The 20582-nt window shown below is 37.3% G+C and carries 14 protein-coding genes; 8 read left to right on the top strand and 6 right to left on the bottom strand.

Annotation, left to right across the window (positions count from 1 at the left end; genetic code table 11):
- Positions 1–189: 189 nt before the first annotated feature.
- Positions 190–813 (top strand): hypothetical protein, encoded by a 624-nt coding sequence (locus A9G40_RS12525; protein ID WP_065583288.1) that lies wholly within the window; start codon positions 190–192, stop codon positions 811–813.
- 6 nt (positions 814–819) lie between these two features.
- On the opposite strand, the gene glnB is transcribed toward A9G40_RS12525, so the two are convergent.
- Both glnB and A9G40_RS12515 read right to left on the bottom strand, forming a co-directional pair.
- Complete coding sequence (gene glnB, locus A9G40_RS12520; RefSeq protein WP_065583287.1) at positions 820–1158, bottom strand: nitrogen regulatory protein P-II; 339 nt, start codon at positions 1156–1158, stop codon at positions 820–822.
- Positions 1159–1181: 23 nt separating this feature from the next.
- The gene (locus A9G40_RS12515) at positions 1182–2786 is read right to left on the bottom strand and encodes an NAD+ synthase (protein ID WP_065583286.1); all 1605 of its coding nucleotides are present in this window, start codon (positions 2784–2786) and stop codon (positions 1182–1184) included.
- A 120-nt stretch (positions 2787–2906) separates the two neighbouring features.
- Here A9G40_RS12515 and aroB point away from each other — a divergent pair, with 120 nt between their 5' ends.
- Complete coding sequence (aroB, locus tag A9G40_RS12510) at positions 2907–3986, top strand: 3-dehydroquinate synthase (RefSeq protein WP_065583285.1); 1080 nt, start codon at positions 2907–2909, stop codon at positions 3984–3986.
- Between the two features lie 462 nt (positions 3987–4448).
- On the top strand, positions 4449–5534 hold the full coding sequence (locus A9G40_RS12505) for a 3-deoxy-7-phosphoheptulonate synthase (protein WP_065583284.1): 1086 nt from the start codon (positions 4449–4451) through the stop codon (positions 5532–5534).
- Between the two features lie 72 nt (positions 5535–5606).
- On the opposite strand, the gene purL is transcribed toward A9G40_RS12505, so the two are convergent.
- On the bottom strand, positions 5607–9509 hold the full coding sequence (gene purL, locus A9G40_RS12500) for a phosphoribosylformylglycinamidine synthase (protein WP_065583283.1): 3903 nt from the start codon (positions 9507–9509) through the stop codon (positions 5607–5609).
- A gap of 578 nt (positions 9510–10087) precedes the next feature.
- Between purL and A9G40_RS12495 the strand changes: the two genes are divergently transcribed.
- Together A9G40_RS12495 and edd are read left to right on the top strand one after the other, a co-directional pair.
- Positions 10088–10618 carry a gluconokinase, GntK/IdnK-type gene (locus A9G40_RS12495; protein ID WP_065583282.1) on the top strand — a complete coding sequence of 177 codons (531 nt, stop codon included), beginning with the start codon at positions 10088–10090 and terminating at the stop codon, positions 10616–10618.
- A 46-nt stretch (positions 10619–10664) separates the two neighbouring features.
- Entirely contained in the window at positions 10665–12470 is a 1806-nt protein-coding gene (edd, locus tag A9G40_RS12490; protein ID WP_065583281.1) for a phosphogluconate dehydratase, read from the top strand.
- A 105-nt stretch (positions 12471–12575) separates the two neighbouring features.
- Here the strand turns inward: edd and A9G40_RS12485 are convergent, their stop codons facing one another.
- Entirely contained in the window at positions 12576–14297 is a 1722-nt protein-coding gene (locus A9G40_RS12485; protein ID WP_065583280.1) for a thiamine pyrophosphate-dependent enzyme, read from the bottom strand.
- A 261-nt stretch (positions 14298–14558) separates the two neighbouring features.
- On the opposite strand from A9G40_RS12485, the gene A9G40_RS12480 reads away from it, so the two are divergent.
- On the top strand, positions 14559–16436 hold the full coding sequence (locus tag A9G40_RS12480) for an SLC13 family permease (protein WP_081297871.1): 1878 nt from the start codon (positions 14559–14561) through the stop codon (positions 16434–16436).
- Positions 16437–16820: 384 nt separating this feature from the next.
- Positions 16821–17774 (top strand): methionyl-tRNA formyltransferase, encoded by a 954-nt coding sequence (gene fmt, locus A9G40_RS12475; RefSeq protein WP_065583334.1) that lies wholly within the window; start codon positions 16821–16823, stop codon positions 17772–17774.
- A 56-nt stretch (positions 17775–17830) separates the two neighbouring features.
- On the opposite strand, the gene tehB is transcribed toward fmt, so the two are convergent.
- Positions 17831–18691 carry an SAM-dependent methyltransferase TehB gene (gene tehB, locus A9G40_RS12470; protein ID WP_065567143.1) on the bottom strand — a complete coding sequence of 287 codons (861 nt, stop codon included), beginning with the start codon at positions 18689–18691 and terminating at the stop codon, positions 17831–17833.
- Positions 18692–18885: 194 nt separating this feature from the next.
- On the opposite strand from tehB, the gene fabI reads away from it, so the two are divergent.
- Complete coding sequence (gene fabI / locus A9G40_RS12465) at positions 18886–19674, top strand: enoyl-ACP reductase FabI (protein WP_065567144.1); 789 nt, start codon at positions 18886–18888, stop codon at positions 19672–19674.
- Between the two features lie 671 nt (positions 19675–20345).
- Here fabI and A9G40_RS15075 read toward each other — a convergent pair.
- A complete protein-coding gene (locus A9G40_RS15075) occupies positions 20346–20495 on the bottom strand; it encodes a hypothetical protein (protein WP_176700497.1) in 150 nt (49 codons plus the stop codon).
- Between the last annotated feature and the right edge of the window lie 87 nt (positions 20496–20582).

The raw sequence follows: 20582 nt of genomic DNA, 5'->3' as shown, positions 1-20582 counted from the left end.
ATATTAAATGCTTTATTACTTGATAAATTATATTTTTATAAAATTAAGTTAATTTTTGTTAAAAGTAATTAAGAAATAACAATTCTTAAAAAAAGAAAAATCGCTTTAACATTGTTATTCTGTTGTAATAATTATACAATCAAAGCCAGTTAACCGAATGGTATTCAATTTTTGTCAAATCGAATCAACATGATAAAAAACATCATTGCTTTATTTTTTATGTTTCACTCTTTTGTCGCCCTTGCCGATAAATTATCATTAATTGATTCATTCACCCCCTGCACTCCTGATTTTTTTCAACAGATTTATGCTAGCAAAGATGAATTAGAAAAATATACGGACATTACACTTTTTAAGCAAAATCAAGCTTATATTCCCGTCGAAAATCGCTCTGATATAGCTAAAAACTTTGTTTATTTCAAAACACCCATGACTTATAAAAATTTAATAATCACAGGCTATTACGATAGTGCTATGGATCTTGGAAAAATAGGAAAATATTATTTCTGGGGATTTATCATCGATAATGAGATTAGCCAAATCAAAGAGACATTAAATTTCATAGATTGGAAAAAGGTGGAAGAAGATGTTCTCTATATTGGAAACCCAATGATTCGTAGTATTAATGATGACATCCAAGTCTGGCATAAAAACACTGGCACCGTCGTTGGTGTGAAAACTATTCCAGCACCAGATACAACCGAAAAGTTATTATTGCTTGAAAAAGCACCGAATATGACGCTTCTTATTTGTTCTATTCAAGGTATTGTAACTTCTGAATTACTTAAACAAGAGCGACCTGATATTCAATAATTAAAACTAAATGGCTGATTCATCCATTTCACCAGTTCGAATCCGAATGACTTGCTCAACATTATAAATAAAAATTTTGCCATCTCCGATTTTGCCTGTTTGCGCTGTTTTCATAATAGTTTCAATGCACATCTCTAAAATATCATCTGGCACAATAAGTTCTATTTTTACTTTTGGCAAAAAATCAACCATATATTCCGCACCACGATAAAGTTCGGTATGCCCTTTTTGACGACCAAAACCTTTAACCTCAGTAACTGTCATACCGGTAATGCCTTGATCTGCTAGAGCCTCACGAATATCATCTAATTTGAATGGTTTAATAATAGCTTCAATCTTTTTCATATCTATTTTCCCTTAATTCGAGATTACCAATTTTTAAACCCAAAAGCACAAGTGATTGGATAGCGTCGCCCTTTACCAAAATTACGAGCTGTAATTTTCGGGCCAATGGCTGATTGACGACGTTTATACTCATTAATATCAACCAATTTAATCACTCGCCTTATTGTTGTTTCATCATAACCTTGCTCAATAAGTTGTTCAATGGAAAGATCGTGCTCAACATACCCTTTCAAAATGCCATCTAAAATATCATAAGGAGGCAAACTATCTTCGTCTTTCTGATCAGGCGCTAATTCTGCTGATGGAGGGCGAGTAATTACTCTTTCTGGAATAACATAAGAGCGGGTATTGCGATATTTTGATAATGCAAACACCATCGTTTTCGGCACATCTTTAAGCACATCAAAACCGCCAGCCATATCGCCATAAAGTGTTGCATAGCCTACCGACATTTCGCTTTTATTGCCAGTTGTAAGCACTAACCTGCGCCGTTTATTGGATAGCGCCATTAAGATAACTCCGCGACAGCGTGCTTGCAGGTTTTCTTCCGTGGTATCTTGTGGTGAGCCTAAAAACATTGGGCTTAACGATGACATAAATGCATCAAACATCGGTTCAATTGAAACAATATCAAACTCAACGCCTAATATTTCAGCTTCTTCTTTGGCATCGGCAATACTTATATCGGCAGTATAACGAAATGGCATCATCACAGCTTGAACCTTATCTTTACCTAAAGCGTCAACCGCAATAGCGAGCGTTAAAGCAGAATCGATACCGCCTGACAGCCCTAATACGGCGCCTTGAAAGCCATTTTTGGTAATATAATCACGAGTGGCAAGTACCAATGCATCATAAACTGATGCTAATTGATTATTTTGATTTTCATAAATTATAGTTTCAGTATTGAAACCAAATTTAAAAGGAACAACTTGTTTTTCAAACGATTTGAGTTGACAAACAATTTGACCAAGTTCATTACAAACAAAAGATCCACCGTCAAAAATCAACTCATCTTGCCCTCCTACTTGGTTGACATAAATAATTGGCAATCTTGTTCGTTTTGCATGCGTTTTAACTAAATCATGTCGGTGTTTTTGTTTTTCAAAATCATAAGGAGAAGCATTAATTGCAACCACAAAGTCAGCTTGAGCCTGTTGAATGTAATCAACAGGCTCATTTTGCCAAAGATCCTCACAGATTAATAACCCAATTTTTTGTCCTTTAAAATCAACGACACACGTTTTATTATCAGCGGTAAAGTAACGCTTTTCATCAAACACATCATAATTAGGTAGTCGTTGTTTGTGATAACGGACTAACAATTTTCCCTCGTAAAAAAACGAAAGGGCGTTATAAATATGTTGATCTTGCCAATGAGGATGACCAACAACAACCGCACACTGTGTGCTCGCTTGTTGAATTAGTGATAATGCTTTTCGGCAACGATCTTTAAAATCAGAACGAAACATTAAATCTTCGGGTGGGTAGCCACAGAGAGCAAGTTCTGAAAAGATGATCAAATCATCAGATGAATGGCTGTTTATTAATTCAATAATCTGTTGGGTGTTTCCCTCTATATCACCCACACGCCAATTTTTTTGCGCTAAAACAATAGATAAAGACATACAAAATTAAATACCACAAATCAAAATTGTTGATAAGTTTAAATGATTCTAAGTTGCGCTGCCACATTTTTATCGCTAACATGCAACAATAAATTGGCTTTCATTTTTCTGGATATTATTATGCAAAAAATTCTAAATGTAGCATTAACTAAACGCAGTTACCCTATTACTATTGGTGAAAATCTACTTAATGAATTTGAGCATTTTAAACTTCAGACTGGCCAACGCGTACTTATTGCGACCAACGAAACAATAGCCCCACTTTATTTACAAACATTAATTAACATGCTTGAAAAACATGGTGTAAAGACCAGTTCAGTGATTGTGCCTGATGGTGAAAAATATAAAACCATGGAAACTTGGAATACGATTTTAACAGCGTTGCTAGCCAATAATCACACTCGTAGCAGTATTGTTATTGCACTAGGCGGAGGTGTCATTGGTGATGTTACTGGCTTTGCTGCCTCTGCTTACCAACGAGGCATTAAGTTTATCCAAGTACCAACCACCTTACTATCACAGGTTGATTCATCGGTTGGGGGCAAAACAGCCATTAACCACCCACTGGGTAAAAATATGATAGGCGCATTTTATCAACCACAATCTGTCGTCATTGATATTAATTGTTTAAAAACATTGCCTCAACGAGAGCTTTCCGCAGGGCTGGCTGAGGTGATTAAATACGGTATTATTTTAGATGCTCAATTTTTTGCTTGGTTAGAAACCCATATCGATGATGTGCTAAACTTAGATATTGATGCTACAAGTTACTGTATTTATCGTTGTTGCGAACTTAAAGCGCAAGTGGTCGCTGCCGACGAGACAGAACAAGGTATGCGCGCACTGTTAAACCTTGGTCACACATATGGTCACGCTATTGAAGCAGAACTAGGGTATGGAAACTGGCTACATGGTGAAGCAGTCAGTGTTGGCATGTTAATGGCAGCTCAAACAGCCAAAAGATTAGGTAAATTAACAGATGCTGAAATAGCTCGCATTAAAAACCTTTTAATAAGAGCAAAACTTCCTGTCGTAAGACCATCACAAATGTCTATTGAATCTTACCTTCCACATATGATGCGCGATAAAAAAGTGATATCGGGACAGTTAAGGCTAGTTATACCAACTAAGATTGGCCATGCTGAAGTAATCGATGGAATTGATAAAAACCTAGTTTTAGATTCTATTTCGAGCACCTAGGCCTTATACTGATTAATTAAATTCGCATCAATCTTTTACTGAAACATAGTCATTACCTGAAACTGCTTTACACAACTAAATAAGCAATTATTTAGTTATGTTGATGAACAGGCTTTAATATTACTAACAGGTTGTTACATACAATACATGATTATCACTACCCTATGTAATGCTAAATAGCGATAATAAACTATTCGTTGAAAAAATTAGATAGACAAAAATGAACAACTCTATCAACTGTAAATTTAAATTTACAATCATGCTTATTTTTATTTGATTGATTTCATATAAACTATTTTTTATTTTGCCTTACATAATATAACCACAATAAATTTCCTTTATTCTAACCAAACAATAAGAATTTTATTTACTATTATGTAATTTTGTGTTTACATACTAGCCGTCTATGTAATTAATATTTTACATATAAAATATTTGAATGGTTTTAACAAGGAAAGCAAAATGTTAAAAGATACGCTAAATAATGTCCGAATTAAAGATGAACACATGTTAATCACACCTGAAGAAATAAAACAGCTTTACCCGTTATCCCACAATCTAGAAAACCAAATTGCCTTATCAAGACAAACTATCGTTGATATTTTAGAACGTCGAGATCATCGATTGCTTATCGTATGTGGTCCTTGCTCTATTCATGATACTGCGGCAGCACTTGAATATGCACATAAATTAAAAAAACTATCGGACGAAGTGAAAGATAATTTATTTATCGTCATGCGTGTCTATTTTGAAAAACCTAGAACAACCGTTGGTTGGAAAGGTATGATTAACGATCCTCATATGGATAGTTCATTTGATATTGAGCATGGACTAAAAAAAGCACGTAAATTACTACTGGATATCACTAAAATTGGTTTACCGATTGCAACCGAAGCGTTAGATCCTAATACTCCACAATATATTGGTGATTTAATTAGTTGGTCAGCAATCGGCGCAAGAACAACCGAATCCCAAACGCATCGAGAAATGGCTTCAGGGCTATCCATGCCGGTTGGTTTTAAAAATGGAACCGATGGTAGCTTAGATGTGGCAATTAATGCAATGAAATCCGCATCTATGGCGCACCGCTTTGTTGGTATTAATCAACAAGGACAGGTTACAATATTACAAACTATGGGTAATCCGCATGGCCATGTTATTTTACGTGGCGGTAAAACACCTAATTTTGATGCTGAAAATGTGGCAGTGTGTGAAACACAAATGCAAAAGGCAGGTTTATTACCTAATTTAATGATTGACTGTAGCCATGCCAATTCTAATAAAGATTATCGTAACCAACCGATTGTTGCTGATACTATTATTGATCAAATCGAAAAAGGTAATAATTCCATTATTGGTGTGATGATTGAAAGTAATTTATTTGAAGGGAATCAACCATCAGAGCAACCACAAGAAAACTTGAAATATGGTGTGTCTGTTACTGATGCTTGTATTAGTTGGGAAACAACTGAACAATTATTACAAAAAATGAATAACCGGTTAGCTAAGTCATTAACTCAAAGACAAAACCAATCAGCACAAGCTTAACCTTTGTAAACAACAATCATAAAAAATCGCCGATGTTATCATCGGCGATTTTGTTTTTAGTGTGAACTGAACTTACCCGAGTTGCTTACGCACATTACGGAACATTCGCATCCAAGGACTATCTTCGCCCCAGTTATCAGGATGCCATGAATTGGTCACAGCCCTAAATACTCGCTCTGGATGTGGCATCATAATGGTTACACGTCCATCTTTGGATGTTACTGCGGTAATACCATTTGGCGAACCATTTGGATTGGCTGGATATTGTTGAGTTACTTTGCCAAAATGGTCAATATAGCGTACTGCAATTAATCCAGAGGCTTCTAATTTGTGAAGATGAGTATCATCGCAGACCTCAACACGCCCTTCCCCGTGTGAAACCGCAATTGGCATATGTGAGTCATCCATATCAGTAAAGAATAATGAAGGGCTAGGTTGAATTTGCACTAAACTAAAGCGTGCTTCAAAACGCTCGGATAAATTGCGTACAAAACGAGGCCACAAATCGGCGCCCGGAATCAAATCCTTTAAATTCGACATCATCTGACAACCGTTACAAACCCCTAGTGATAAAGTATCTTGACGATGGAAGAATCGCTCAAATTCATCACGTACTTTTTCGTTAAATAAAATTGATTTAGCCCAGCCTTCACCAGCTCCTAAAACATCGCCATAAGAAAAACCACCACAAGCCACCAGTGTATTAAATTGGCTAAGTGTAATGCGACCTGAAAGTAAATCTGTCATATGCACATCGACTGCTTCAAAGCCAGCCCTATCAAATGCAGCAGCCATTTCAACATGAGAATTAACACCTTGCTCACGTAAGATTGCTACTTTCGGTTTGCTCCCTTTGGCTATATAAGGCGCGGCAATATCTTGCATTGGATCAAAGGTAAGCTTTACATTCAAGCCCGGATCGTCTTCATTCTGTTTAGCTTGATGTTCTTGATCTGCACATTCAGGATTATCTCGTAAGCGTTGCATCTGCCATGTCGTTTCTGCCCACCATGTTCTTAAAGTTGAACGTGATTCGCTGTATACCACCAAGGTATTATTACGCACAATGAATTGCTGACCAGCTTTAGCAGATCCTAACTGATGAATAGCATGAGAAAGCCCAAACTGCTTAAAGCAATTCATGACTTCATCTAAATCACTACCACGAATTTGAATAACTGCGCCTAGCTCCTCATTAAATAAAGAAGCAATCACATCACTACCAAGGGAATGAATATCAACATCAATACCACAATGCCCAGCAAATGCCATTTCTGCCAAAGTAACCAATAAACCACCATCGGAACGATCATGGTAAGCAAGTAAAGATTTTTGAGCTATTAACGCTTGGATAGCTTGATAAAAAGAAGCTAATTCTTTGGCATCATGAACATCAGCCGTTCTTTGCCCTAGGTGACGATAAACTTGTGCTAATGCGGTTGCACCTAATGCTTGATGACCTTTTGATAAATCGACAAATAATAATAAATTATCCTCATCTGTATCAAGTTGTGGTGTGACGGTTTTGCGCACATCTTCCACGCGAGCAAATGCAGAAATCACTAACGACAACGGTGAAGTTACCGTTTTTTGCTCACCATCTTGTTGCCATGTGGTTTTCATTGACATGGAATCTTTACCAACTGGAATGGCTAAGCCTAATGCAGGACATAACTCTTCACCAATAGCTTTAACTGCTTGGTAAAGACCAGCATCTTCGCCTGGGTGCCCAGCTGCTGCCATCCAGTTAGCCGAAAGCTTAATACGCTTAATATCACCAATGTTGGTCGCCGCAATATTGGTAATTGCCTCACCAACAGCTAAACGTGCTGATGCGGCATAATTAAGTAAGGCTACTGGCGCTCGCTCACCCATTGACATGGCTTCACCATAATAGCTATCAAAGCTTGCTGTTGTAACAGCACAATCGGCCACGGGTACTTGCCAAGGTCCAACCATTTGATCTCGAGCAACCATACCGCTTACAGAACGGTCACCAATCGTAATTAAAAATGTTTTTTCCGCTACAACGGGCAAATGTAGCACACGCTTTACGGCATCATATAAATTAATATCCGATGTGGAAAAACGATCGCCTTCGGCTTGACTAGATTTCACCTCTCGTAACATTTTTGGTGTTTTTCCCAATAAAACATCTAACGGCAAAGCTATCGGGTTATTATTAAAATGTTCGTCATGTAAAATCACAGCTTTATTGACGGTTGCCTCACCAATAACGGCATAAGGTGCTCGTTCACGCTGACAGAGTTCATCAAACAGCGCTAATTTATCGGGATGAATAGCAAGAACATAACGTTCTTGTGATTCATTACACCAAATTTCTAGCGGTGACATGCTGGGTTCATCGCTAAGTATTTTGCGGAGTTCAAATTGCCCCCCACAGCCACCATCACTAACCAGTTCGGGCATCGCATTAGATAAACCACCTGCGCCCACATCATGAATAAATAAGATAGGGTTATCTTCACCAAGTTGCCAACAACGATCGATAACTTCCTGACAACGACGTTCCATTTCTGGGTTATCTCGCTGAACAGAAGCAAAATCAAGATCCGCATCCGACTGACCAGATGTCATTGATGAAGCTGCGCCACCACCAAGCCCAATATTCATAGCTGGGCCACCTAAAACAATCAATTTAGAGCCTGCAGGAAACTCACCTTTTTGAATATGTTCATGGCGAATATTACCAATACCGCCTGCTAGCATAATAGGCTTATGATAACCGCGAAGCTCTTCACCATTATGGCTATTAACCTTTTCTTCATAGGTACGAAAATACCCTAATAGAGCTGGTCGCCCAAATTCATTATTGAAAGCAGCACCGCCAAGCGGACCTTCCATCATAATATCAAGCGCGCTAACAATACGATCAGGCTTACCAAAATCTTGTTCCCAAGGTTGTTCAAAATGAGGAATGCGTAAGTTAGAAACGGAAAATCCGACTAATCCTGCTTTGGGTTTAGCACCTCTTCCCGTTGCTCCTTCATCACGAATTTCGCCACCACTTCCCGTTGCAGCTCCTGGCCAAGGAGATATGGCTGTTGGGTGATTATGCGTTTCAACTTTCATTAAAATATCAGCAAATTCTTGATGATATCGATAAGTTTTATTGTCATTATCAGCAAAAAAACGCCCGACTTTAGATCCGTCCATAACCGCAGCATTATCTTTATAAGCGGATGACACATAATCTGGCGTATGTTCAAAAGTATTCTTTATCATCTTAAACAATGATTTGGGTTGCTTCACACCATCAATAATCCAGTCAGCATTAAAAATCTTATGACGACAATGTTCAGAGTTTGCTTGAGCAAACATATAAAGTTCAATATCCGTTGGATTACGGTTTAATTTTTGGAAATTCTCAACCAAATAATCAATTTCATCAGGGGCTAATGCTAATCCTAATTTAAGATTTGCTTCGTTTAATGCTTGGTGACCTTGTCCTAATAAATCAATTACCGTTACTGGTGCTGGTTTATCGGCTTTAAATAATTTTTCTGCTTGAGCAAAATCCGTAAATACCGTTTCCATCATGCGATCATGAATCAAGCTTTCAAAAGCGACTTGCTGTACTTGAGTAAAAGGGCTACTCATTTCAACATAATACGCAATACCCCGCTCAATTCGATGAACCTGCGTTAACCCACAATTATGCGCGATATCGGTTGCTTTTGATGACCAAGGTGAAATCGTTCCGGCACGAGGCGCCACTAAAAAGAGTTGTCTTTGGGTTTTATGCTCACCATTTACTTGCGTTGATTTAGGGCCATATTGCAATAACTTATCAAGCGTCAACTGGTCATCACTCGTTAAATCTTTAAACAGATCAATAAAATGAATATATTGCGCGTCAATATTAATAACGGGGATGGATTTTTCACGGCAAACAGATAGGATTTTACTTATACGAAATGCAGATAAAGCAGAAGAACCAGCTAAAATTTTCATGCTAATTACTCTTTTTAAGCTAAACATAGGTAAAAATAGAACAACATTATAAAAGAAAGTGAACGGCGTGGCTATTTAAAACATTGATTTTACCAAAAAGATTCAGACAAATAGATGGTTAAGTATAAAAAGAGGAGTTACTGGTGTATCTCAAGTCTAAATAAGCACAACAACTTTAGGATGTAATAAAATGGTTAGCCATTCTGCAATTACTTTCCTTGCTCGCTATAAGTTGTTAATTTGAAGTTGATGTAATACATTATCTCCACTGTTAAAATGGTATAGTATCCTGAATATTTTTTACAAAAAGTTTCTTTTAATTTTGACTAAACAATCAGAATCCCATTTGCTGGGCTTTTATATACCTCATAAGTAGAAAAACCAATTGCTACCGCTAAACAATCAATCCTAGATTGTCGTACATATTATTTGATAGTATCTGAAACAACAAAAGTTCTATCTATTTAAAAATCAAAAGAAAAACTTGATCCAGATCACAAAATAAACTTTTTTAAATTGCAAAAAAAATCTTAATTTGTAACATGTTACCAGTAACAAAATAGGTGGAAGAGTTTACTATGACAACACAAGATAAACCAATTTTTGTATTAATGGGTGTGTCAGGTTGTGGTAAATCAGCGGTTGCCAAGCAAGTAGCTTATAACCTTGATGCGTCTTTTTTAGATGGCGATTTTTTGCACCCTAAAGCCAATATTTTAAAAATGCGGAATGGCACACCATTAAACGATGAAGATCGAATGCCTTGGCTTAACCTAATTAGCAATGTCGCATTTGCAATGTGCAATGTTAATGATGTTTCAATTATTATCTGCTCAGCGTTAAAACGAAAATACCGAGATATTATTCGTGGTGAAAATAAAAACATTCACTTTATTTATCTAAAAGGAAGCTATGACGTCATTGCTAAGCGATTAGCTAAACGTAAAGGCCATTACCAAAAAAGCGAAATGCTACAATCACAATTTGACACGCTAGAAGAGCCAACGATTCATGAAAAAAATGTCTATACGGTTAACATTGAGCAACCATTAACTGATGTTGTCAATGATACAGAGCAAGTCATACGTTCAATATGTAACTGTGAATAATATAAATAAAATTGAAAAGATAACAATGATAATTTAAGAGGTTAATGTGAATCGCATCATTCAAGCTGTAACTCAACGTATTATTGAGCGTTCTAAAGCGACTCGCCAAGCTTATTTACAAAAAATAGAACACGCGATGAGTAAAAAAGTCACCCGCTCTAGTTTGCCATGCAGTAATTTAGCCCATGGTTTTGCGGCTTGTTGTATTAATGATAAAAACGATCTAAAAAACATCTTAAAAAGTAATATTGGCATTATTAATTCCTACAATGATATGCTTTCAGCGCACAAGCCTTACGAATGCTATCCTGAACAAATCCGCAAAGCACTTCACGAAGTTGGCGCTGTTGGCCAAATGGCTGGTGGTGTGCCGGCTATGTGCGACGGGGTAACTCAAGGCGAACCTGGAATGGAATTATCATTAATGAGTCGTGATGTCATAGCCATGTCGGTAGCAATTGGGCTTTCACATAATATGTTTGATGGCGCACTATACCTTGGCATTTGCGATAAAATCGTGCCTGGCTTATTGGTTGGTGCATTAACTTTTGGGCATTTACCTGCCATTTTTGTTCCTGCTGGACCAATGCCATCAGGGCTATCAAATAAAGAAAAAGTGCGTATCCGCCAACTTTATTCGGAAGGTAAAGCCTCGCGTGAAGATTTGCTTGAGTCTGAATCAGCTTCTTACCATACTAGTGGCACTTGCACCTTTTATGGTACAGCCAATAGCAACCAAATGGTAATGGAATTAATGGGGTTACATTTACCTGGCGCGGCATTTGTTCATCCTGAAACAGCATTACGTTTTGAATTAACTAATGCTGCTGCTAAACAGATCACTCGCCTAACTAGCCAATCGGGTAATTATATGCCCGTTGGTAAAATGGTTGATGAAAAAGTCATCATTAATGGCTTAGTGGCATTACTTGCCACTGGGGGATCAACCAATTTAACTATGCACATTGTAGCCATGGCTAAAGCTGCGGGAATTATCATTAACTGGGATGATATTTCAGACCTGTCCACCGTAGTACCCTTAATTTGTCGAGTTTACCCAAATGGACCTGCTGATATCAACTATTTTCAAGCTGCTGGAGGCACATCTTTATTGGTTAGAGAATTATTGGCAGGAGGTTTATTACACGAAGATGTACAAACCGTGGTAGGGCATGGACTTAGCCGTTATACCCAAGAGCCTATTTTAGAAAATGGTAAACTCATCTTTCGCGATGGCCCAACAAAATCATTAGATGATAGCGTGATTGCCTCAATCCAAAAACCGTTTAATTCACATGGCGGATTAAAAGTGATGTCTGGCAATCTTGGCCGTGCAATAATGAAAACATCGGCAGTTGCGTCTGAACACCAAATTATTGAAGCACCTGCAGTCATTTTTAATAACCAATATGATTTAGATGCTGAATATAAGGCCGGTAAGTTAGATAAAGACTGCGTGGTTGTTGTGCGTTATCAAGGACCCAAAGCCATTGGTATGCCAGAATTACACAAATTGATAACACCGCTAGGTGTGCTACAAGATAAAGGTTACAAAGTTGCATTATTAACTGACGGTCGATTATCGGGCGCATCAGGAAAGGTTCCAGCAGCGATCCATGTTATCCCTGAAGCTTATGATGGCGGTTTACTTAGTAAAGTACAAAATGGCGACATGATCCGTGTAAATGGGCAAACAGGTGAAATAACCCTATTAGTTGACGAAGCAGAATTAGCTAAACGTACACCTTACCCTTTCGAATTAACCGATTCGCATCTTGGTTATGGAAGAGAGCTATTTACCATTATCAGAGAAAATTTAACTACCGCAGAAGAAGGTGCGGTTAGCTTTTAATACGCTTAATCTGCCACATACAGTGGCAGAAATCTTAAGAAAATAGACTAAAAATTAGATATTAGCTGAAACTTCTTTATAAATAAATTTATCGGTATAAATAAATTATTTCTTTATAAAATTATCTACCAATAAATTTACCACTTCCCCCATTTTTCCATGTAATGAGGCTTTGACACCATAAAGTGCCATTCCCATTACTTGCGATGCGTGGATTTCAGGGGGCATAACAAGTTCATTAGCACTGGTTTTAACATCTAATAACGCTGGACCAGGGTGAGCTAAAAATGATTGCACAGCAGATTCAAGTAAATCAGAATCATCCACCCTGATAGAAAAAAGACCAATTGAATCAGCAAGTTTTGCAAAATCAGGATTTTGTAAGTCAGTATAGTGATCAACTAACCCTTCCGATTTTTGCTCTAATTCAACAAAGTTAAGCGAGCTATTATTTAGTACAATAATTTTTATAGGCAACTGTTCTTGAATTGTGGTTAATAAATCTCCTAGCAACATACTTATACCGCCATCGCCTGACAAGGAGATCACTTGCCGATTTGGAAATGCTTTTTGTACTCCTAAAGCTTGTGGCATCGCATTAGCCATTGTGCCATGTTTTAAACTGATTACGGTGCGTCTTTTGCCATTGGTATTAAAATGGCGACAAGCCCAAACCATTGCCGAACCGACATCAGCACAAAGTACAGCATCATCAGTTGCATATTTATCAATAAGTTCAGTTAAATATTGAGGATGAATGGTTGAGCGAGAAGGAATCGTTTTTTGATTCAATTTTTTCATTGATTTGGTGTACAATTTTTGGCATAACCCTAAAAACTCATCATCTTGTTTCTCATCAACTAAAGGTAGCAGTGTTGCCAAAGTCGGTTTACAACTCCCAACTACACCGATATCAACAGGATGCCGCCGTCCAAGGTGAGTTGCATCAATATCAACTTGAATAATAGCAGCCTTATCTGGGTAGAATTGTGACCATGCAAAATCAGCACCTAACATTAAAAGTACATCACACTCTTTTATTGCGGTGGTTCCTGACTCAACGCCAAACATTCCTGTCATGCCAACATTGTAAGGGTTATCATATTCAACAAAATCTTTAGCTCTCGAAGTATGTACAATAGGCGATTTTAATTTATGGGCTAAAGCAATGAGCTCATCATGAGCTTCATAGACACCTTGACCTGCAAAAATAGTCACTTTATTATTTTTATTTAACATACTGGCAATTTTGCTAAGTTCTTGATCAGATGGACGAATAATAGGGTGAGGATGATAAATTTTACGGTGGCTATTATCCTCCACTTTCTCTAAACTCACATTATACGGAATAACTAAAACGGCTACGCCTCGTTGGTTAACTGCTGTTTGAATGGCTGCTGTAGTGATTTCTCTTACTTGAGTAGGATCATTGATTTGCCGACAAAATACAGAACAATTTTTATATAACGTTTCAAAATCAACTTCTTGTGGGAAATCTGTTCCTTGCTGTGAAGTAACAAGCTGGCTTGCTAACAAAATAACAGGAACTCGATTGCGTTGTGCTTCATAAATACCATTAATAAAATGCAAACTGCCTGGCCCACAAGAGCCAGCACAAGCTGTGATTTGATCGGTCAAATAAGCTTCAGCTCCTGCAGCAAAAGCACCAACTTCTTCATGACGAACATGCACCCACTGAATATCGCTTTTTTTAATGGCTGAGGTGATGTGATTTAACGTATCGGCCACAATACCATAGCAATGTTTAACACCCGCCTCAGCTAAAATATCAACTATAATTTGTGCTACTGTTTTTTTTGATGACATACTCTCTCCTCAAAAGCTCGCTCAATGACTTACCTCATCCGTATAAATTACACCCACTTTGAAATAACGCGAATAGCCTTTAAAATAAACAGCAATAAATGCTAAAAAACAAGCAATGAACAGAACGCTTATCTGCTTATTGCATAACAAACTTTGTGTGAAGATATTCCCTATTGCAATAAACCAAGGTATTATGTCGAAAATCTTCTCGAAACAATAGAGTGATATTCCGTGGAACAATCGCCATCTGGACATAATTTAATGTCATCGATTACAGCCTTTTTACCGAGCTCTTTTTCCCAATATTCGCCACTGATTACTGTCTGCTTATTATTGTTTATTGCAATTATGCTATTCTCATTGAGCAAATTAAGAATGGACATTATTGCATTACTGACAATTACAGCCATTACCATCACTGGCGTACTCACGCCATCAGAAGCATTAGCAGGCTTTAGTGATCCCAACATAATCCTAATTGCATTATTATTTATAATTGGAGAAAGCCTTGTAAGAACAGGTATCTCATACAAAATGAGCGAGTATATTCTTAAAATAGCAGGCAAAAACGATATCCGTATTATTATCTATATCATGTTAGGCGTTGCCTTGCTCGGCTCAGTAATGAGCTCAACAGGCGTTGTTGCTATTTTCATCCCTGTTGCTATCAGCATTGCTAATCACACTGGCATTCATGTAAAAAAATTAATGATGCCACTTTGTATTGCTGCTTTAATTAGTGGCATGATGACTTTAGTGGCCACAGCCCCCAACCTAGTTGTCAACAGTGAACTGAGCCACTTTAAATTAACTGAATTTGGTTTTTTTTCAATTACACCAATTGGTTTAGGTGTTTTAGCAGTTGGGATCATTTACTGTGTATTAACTCGAAATTGGTTACTTTCAGCGGAACAAGCCTCCCCCACCAATACCCAGCCACAAAGGCGAAAAATAACCGATTTAATTCGAGACTATAAATTAATTGGTCGTGCACACCGAGCACAGATACTTGCTGGCTCACCTTTTGTGGGGCGCACTATCGATGGTTTACATCTACGTAGTGAACACGGCGTAAATGTGATTGGTATTGAGCGCTGGCGAAAATTCCAAAAAGTACTAATCCCCGTTAATGGATCAACTGAATTTCGTGAAAATGACATTCTATTACTTGACATGTCGCATTCTGAAGCCGACTACCGCACTTTTTTAACCACCAATCACCTTGAACCGAAAGTATTACGTGGCGAATATTTTTCAGAACAAGTTAAAGAAGTCGGCATGGCTGAAGTTGCACTATTACCAGAATCAACATTATGTGGTAAAACACTCAATGAAATTAATTTTAGGGGAAAATATTTCCTAACTGTCATTGGCATCTGGCGCAATCATGCCCCTGTTGAAACCAACAACTTATTCCAAGAGCGCCTAGAAATGAGCGATACATTATTAGTGTGTGGTGACTGGGGATCGATCCAAAAACTACAAACACGAACAAGCGATTTTGTTGTATTAGATTACCCATCAGATATTGATGATGTCGCACCAGCAAGTTCACAGGCATATGCAGCATTAATTAATTTAGCCATAATGATTCTATTCATGGTTACAGGTATTGTACCAAATGTCGTAGCTGCACTCATTGCCTGCTTATTAATGGGTGCAACACGGTGCATTGACATGGCCAGCGCTTACCGATCAATCCACTGGCCAACATTAATTTTAATCATTGGTATGATGCCCTTTGCACTAGCTCTCAATAAAACAGGAGGGATATCACTTATATCCGCATGGCTCGAAATCCACCTGCGCCATTTTGGTCCCTATATGGTACTAACATTTATTTTTTTATTATGCTCAACAATTGGCTTATTTATATCCAATACCGCAACAGCCATTTTAATTGCACCAATTGCTATTGATTTAGCATTAAAATTTGGCTATTCGCCGTACCCATTTGCTATGACGGTAGCCATTGCCACATCAGCGTCATTTATTACGCCAGTGTCTTCACCAATTAAAACCATGGTAGTAGCACCTGGTGGCTATAGCTTTGGAGATTTTGTCAAAATTGGCGTGCCATTAACGTTTTTGGTGATGGCAGTTGATATTGCACTAGTGCCAATATTCTTGCCATTTTAAAACTAAATAATTGTTTATTAATTTGTTTATAACAAAATTATTCCCAATAAAATAGCATCGCTAAACATCCTTGTTTGGCGTGCTAACCTCATACCGTCGGTAGCACATTCTGACACCGTATAAGCACGGTATTAGCCTTTAGGGGAAAAAACGGTTATTTTTTCATAAAAAAATCAAAATAAAAACTTCAATAAAATCAATGGTTTTTCTGAATGATTTTTAAGCGCCAAATATCCCCATTTTTAACTACCACCAACGGAGCAAGCTTAACACGCCCGAAAGCACACAAATAAATATCACTCCTTGCTGATTAAAGATTCTTGCTAAAATTTGGGGTATAATTCCTATTATCTTTTAATCATGGATATAATATTAATGCCACATATAACTAAACCATTAAATATTATTTTTGCTGGCACGCCTGGTTTTGCCGCGACCCATCTAAAAGCGCTAATTGAGTCTCATCATAATGTGATTGCTGTTTTTACTCAACCCGATCGACCTGCTGGTCGTGGTAATAAGTTAACAGCAAGTCCTGTTAAGCAATTGGCTGTTGAGCATGATATTGCAGTTTATCAACCAGTAACGCTTAAAAATGAAGAAAATCAAAAAATTATTGAAAAATTAAATGCTGATATTATGATTGTTGTTGCTTACGGGCTGATTTTACCACAATCTGTACTTGATATACCTAAATTAGGCTGTTTGAATGTGCATGGTTCATTACTTCCACGTTGGCGTGGTGCAGCACCTATTCAACGTGCTTGCTGGGCTGGCGATCAAGTTACAGGTGTTACTATCATGCAGATGGACGCAGGGCTTGATACGGGTGATATGTTATATAAACTTTCTTGCCCAATTGAGCATACCGACACCAGCGCATCACTGTATGAAAAACTAGCCCAATTAGGACCACAAGCGCTACTTGATACATTAACCTTAATCGGCGAAGGAAGAATCCAACCAGAAAGGCAAGATTCATCACAAGCAACCTATGCCGAAAAACTTTCAAAACAGGAGGCAAAACTTGATTGGAGTTTACCTGCTAAGCAACTTGAGCGTTGTATTCGCGCTTTTAACCCATGGCCAGTTAGCTATTTTGACATTAATGGTGAGCCGATTAAGGTATGGCAAGCCGCTGTTGTTGAAATTGACACAGAACAACCCGCAGGCACTATTTTAAAAGCAGATAAAAATGGTATTTGTATTGCAACTAGCCAAAATGCATTGAATATAACACTTCTACAACCTGCAGGTAAAAAGCCGATGTCAGCGCAAGATTTATTAAATTCTCGTAAAACATGGTTTGTTGTTGGTGAACAACTAAGTATGGGTTAACAATACATAGGCTCACAATCTAAGCGCTAATATTACAGGATTTCATCCTGTAATATTTATCGTTTTCTCGCCAAAAGTGTAGCAAACCTTAATTTTATTCGGTTACCATGAATATCTGTTTTATGCAATTGGCCAATATCTTCATTATATTTTATGATCTCCCAATCTTGATAATAATTTAATAATTCTTGTTTTTTAAATGTGAATGAAAATCCGATAGAACATGGGTAATCATCCGTTGACATTGCGCAAACAATTAAATTATAACCGCCATATTGGGTAACTTGTTGCATATTATGAATAATATCTGGGATTTTATCGGGTTGTAAAAACATCATCACAACAGTTGAGATAATTAGATCATATTCACCTTTTAAGTTTGCTTGGTTAATATCATAAATCGTAGCATTTATACGTGGCAAATTTTCGTTTGTAATAATTTGTTGTAGATTCTCAATACTTGATTGAGATTTATCTACCGCCTCTACATCAAAGCCTAACCGCTGAAGATAAAGCGAATTACGACCAGATCCACAGCCAAGATCTAACACCCGCCCCCTAGGAATAAATTGACACGCTGACACGACTTCAGAATGCGTCTTAGTCATTTGGTACTTTTTATGCGTGTAATCCTCGGGTTGACAATAAAAAGCGAGTTGGCATTGTAGGTCATTTGACACCTTGGCAATACGGTGCCACTGCTGAGGCAATACAAATGGTGGTTGATGCTCAATATCATAGTGATGTCGACTTATGACCTCTCCTTGCTCAGTTAGCATTTCAAAATCCAAACTACCAGCAATAATATGTAATTTTGCCCAAGTGCCCGCTTGGGTATTGTGCTTTTCGCTAAATGATGGCGGTAAGTTTTGCGCATCCCAAATTGGCAACATTTTATAATTAACTAAGTTTTTCAAATTGCATCATCCTTAAAACAAATTAATAGTTAGCTATTATAGTCAATGGCTAAGCACATAAACAACTCACAGTAACACAAGATAAAATAACAACAAGTTGCGAAACATAAATTTATTGTGGCGCAATTGCCGTTATCAACATATAATCGTCACTATCCTAATCTATTAAAGTAGAAACATTAGAGGAATAATTTATGGGATTTTTAGCAGGTAAGCGCATACTGGTTACTGGTGTTGCAAGTAATCGTTCTATTGCTTATGGTATTGCACAAGCGATGCATCGTGAAGGAGCTGAATTAGCTTTTACTTATCAAAATGATAAATTAAAAACACGTGTTGAAGAATTCGCTGCTGATTTTGGTTCTAAAATCGTTTTACCTTGCGATGTCGCTCACGATGATAGCATCACTGAACTATTTGCAGAACTTGCAAAAACTTGGGATAAATTTGACGGATTTGTCCATGCTATTGCTTTTGCACCTGGCGATCAATTAGATGGCGATTATGTTAACGCAGTAACTCGTGAAGGGTTTGCTATTGCACATGACATCAGCTCTTATAGTTTTGTTGCGATGGCAAAAGCATGCCGATCGATGTTAAATCCAAATTCAGCTTTAGTAACTCTTTCTTATCTAGGTGCTGAACGTGCGATTCCTAACTATAACGTAATGGGCCTTGCTAAGGCATCATTAGAAGCCAATGTTCGTTATATGGCAAATGCCATGGGACCAGAAGGTGTGCGTGTTAATGCCATTTCAGCAGGACCAATTCGTACGCTTGCAGCATCTGGCATTAAAGACTTCAAGAAAATGTTATCTCATTGCGAATCAGTCACGCCAATTCGCCGCACAGTTACTACCGAAGATGTGGGCAATTCGGCTGCGTTTTTATGCTCAAATCTAGCATCTGGCATTACTGGCGAAGTCATCCATGTTGATGGTGGGTTTAGTATTGCTGCAATGAATGAGTTAGAACTTAAATAATTTAACATCAAATATTCTCCTACAATTGTGGGAGAATATTATTAATCATGAAAAAACAACTAGGTTACCAGCATAAAAAATAGATTATCAACTAAAATATGGCTCCTTATATCACTAATCATTTTTTATGTATGCGCTAAAAGCTAAAATAAGTAATTATACACTTCTCTCTGTTAAGCTTTGTTTTCAACCCTCTATAAAAGCAAGATCTTCTGCTACTGAATAATTACCACTTTGTTAATTAGTTAAATAAATCCATTATTATGTACTGAGTGTTAGCTGAGAATTAGGCAGCCTTGTTCTTGATGCTCTTTATACCTTAGCATTGTGAAAAAAGTTATCAGAACCTAACAGACGAAAACCGCTAACAAGCTGATAGATCTAAATGGCCACACTAATTTTTACTGGCACTCGCTTAGCAAATTAAGTGTCAAAGAATATATAACAACACATTAATTTATATTAACATAATAAAGCGCTAATTTTAATTAGCGCTCCAACACGGACTAGTGTCAAAATATAGGTTGATTTGCGATAAATGCATAAAAATACACATTTACAAAATAACAACTCAACTTGACATTCTCTTAAGTAGATTCAATTTATTATAGGTATTAATCATTACCCAATAATAGTTTTAATCAACGAATTTAACCAATAATACTTTGCAATTACTGGCAAACTAAAAAATCTGGGCATCTATAACCATCCTCACAATCAGTATCAATTAAACCAGTGCCTGCATCAACATCAAAATGATGAAAGATAGGGGCTTTTTTAAAATAGTTTAACCAAATCCAATATCTATCAATATCGATCATTTTCTCTATTAGACCAATTAGAATCTGGATAAGCCTGATGAAGTGTATATCCCCATTCACTAAATACAATACCATTACCACTCTAAA

It is taken from the genome of Gilliamella sp. Nev3-1 (assembly GCF_001690435.1).
Taxonomy (GTDB): Bacteria; Pseudomonadota; Gammaproteobacteria; order Enterobacterales; family Orbaceae; genus Gilliamella; species Gilliamella apicola_C.
Note: the sequence above shows the minus strand (reverse complement) of the source record. Positions and strands in the feature narration are given on the sequence as shown.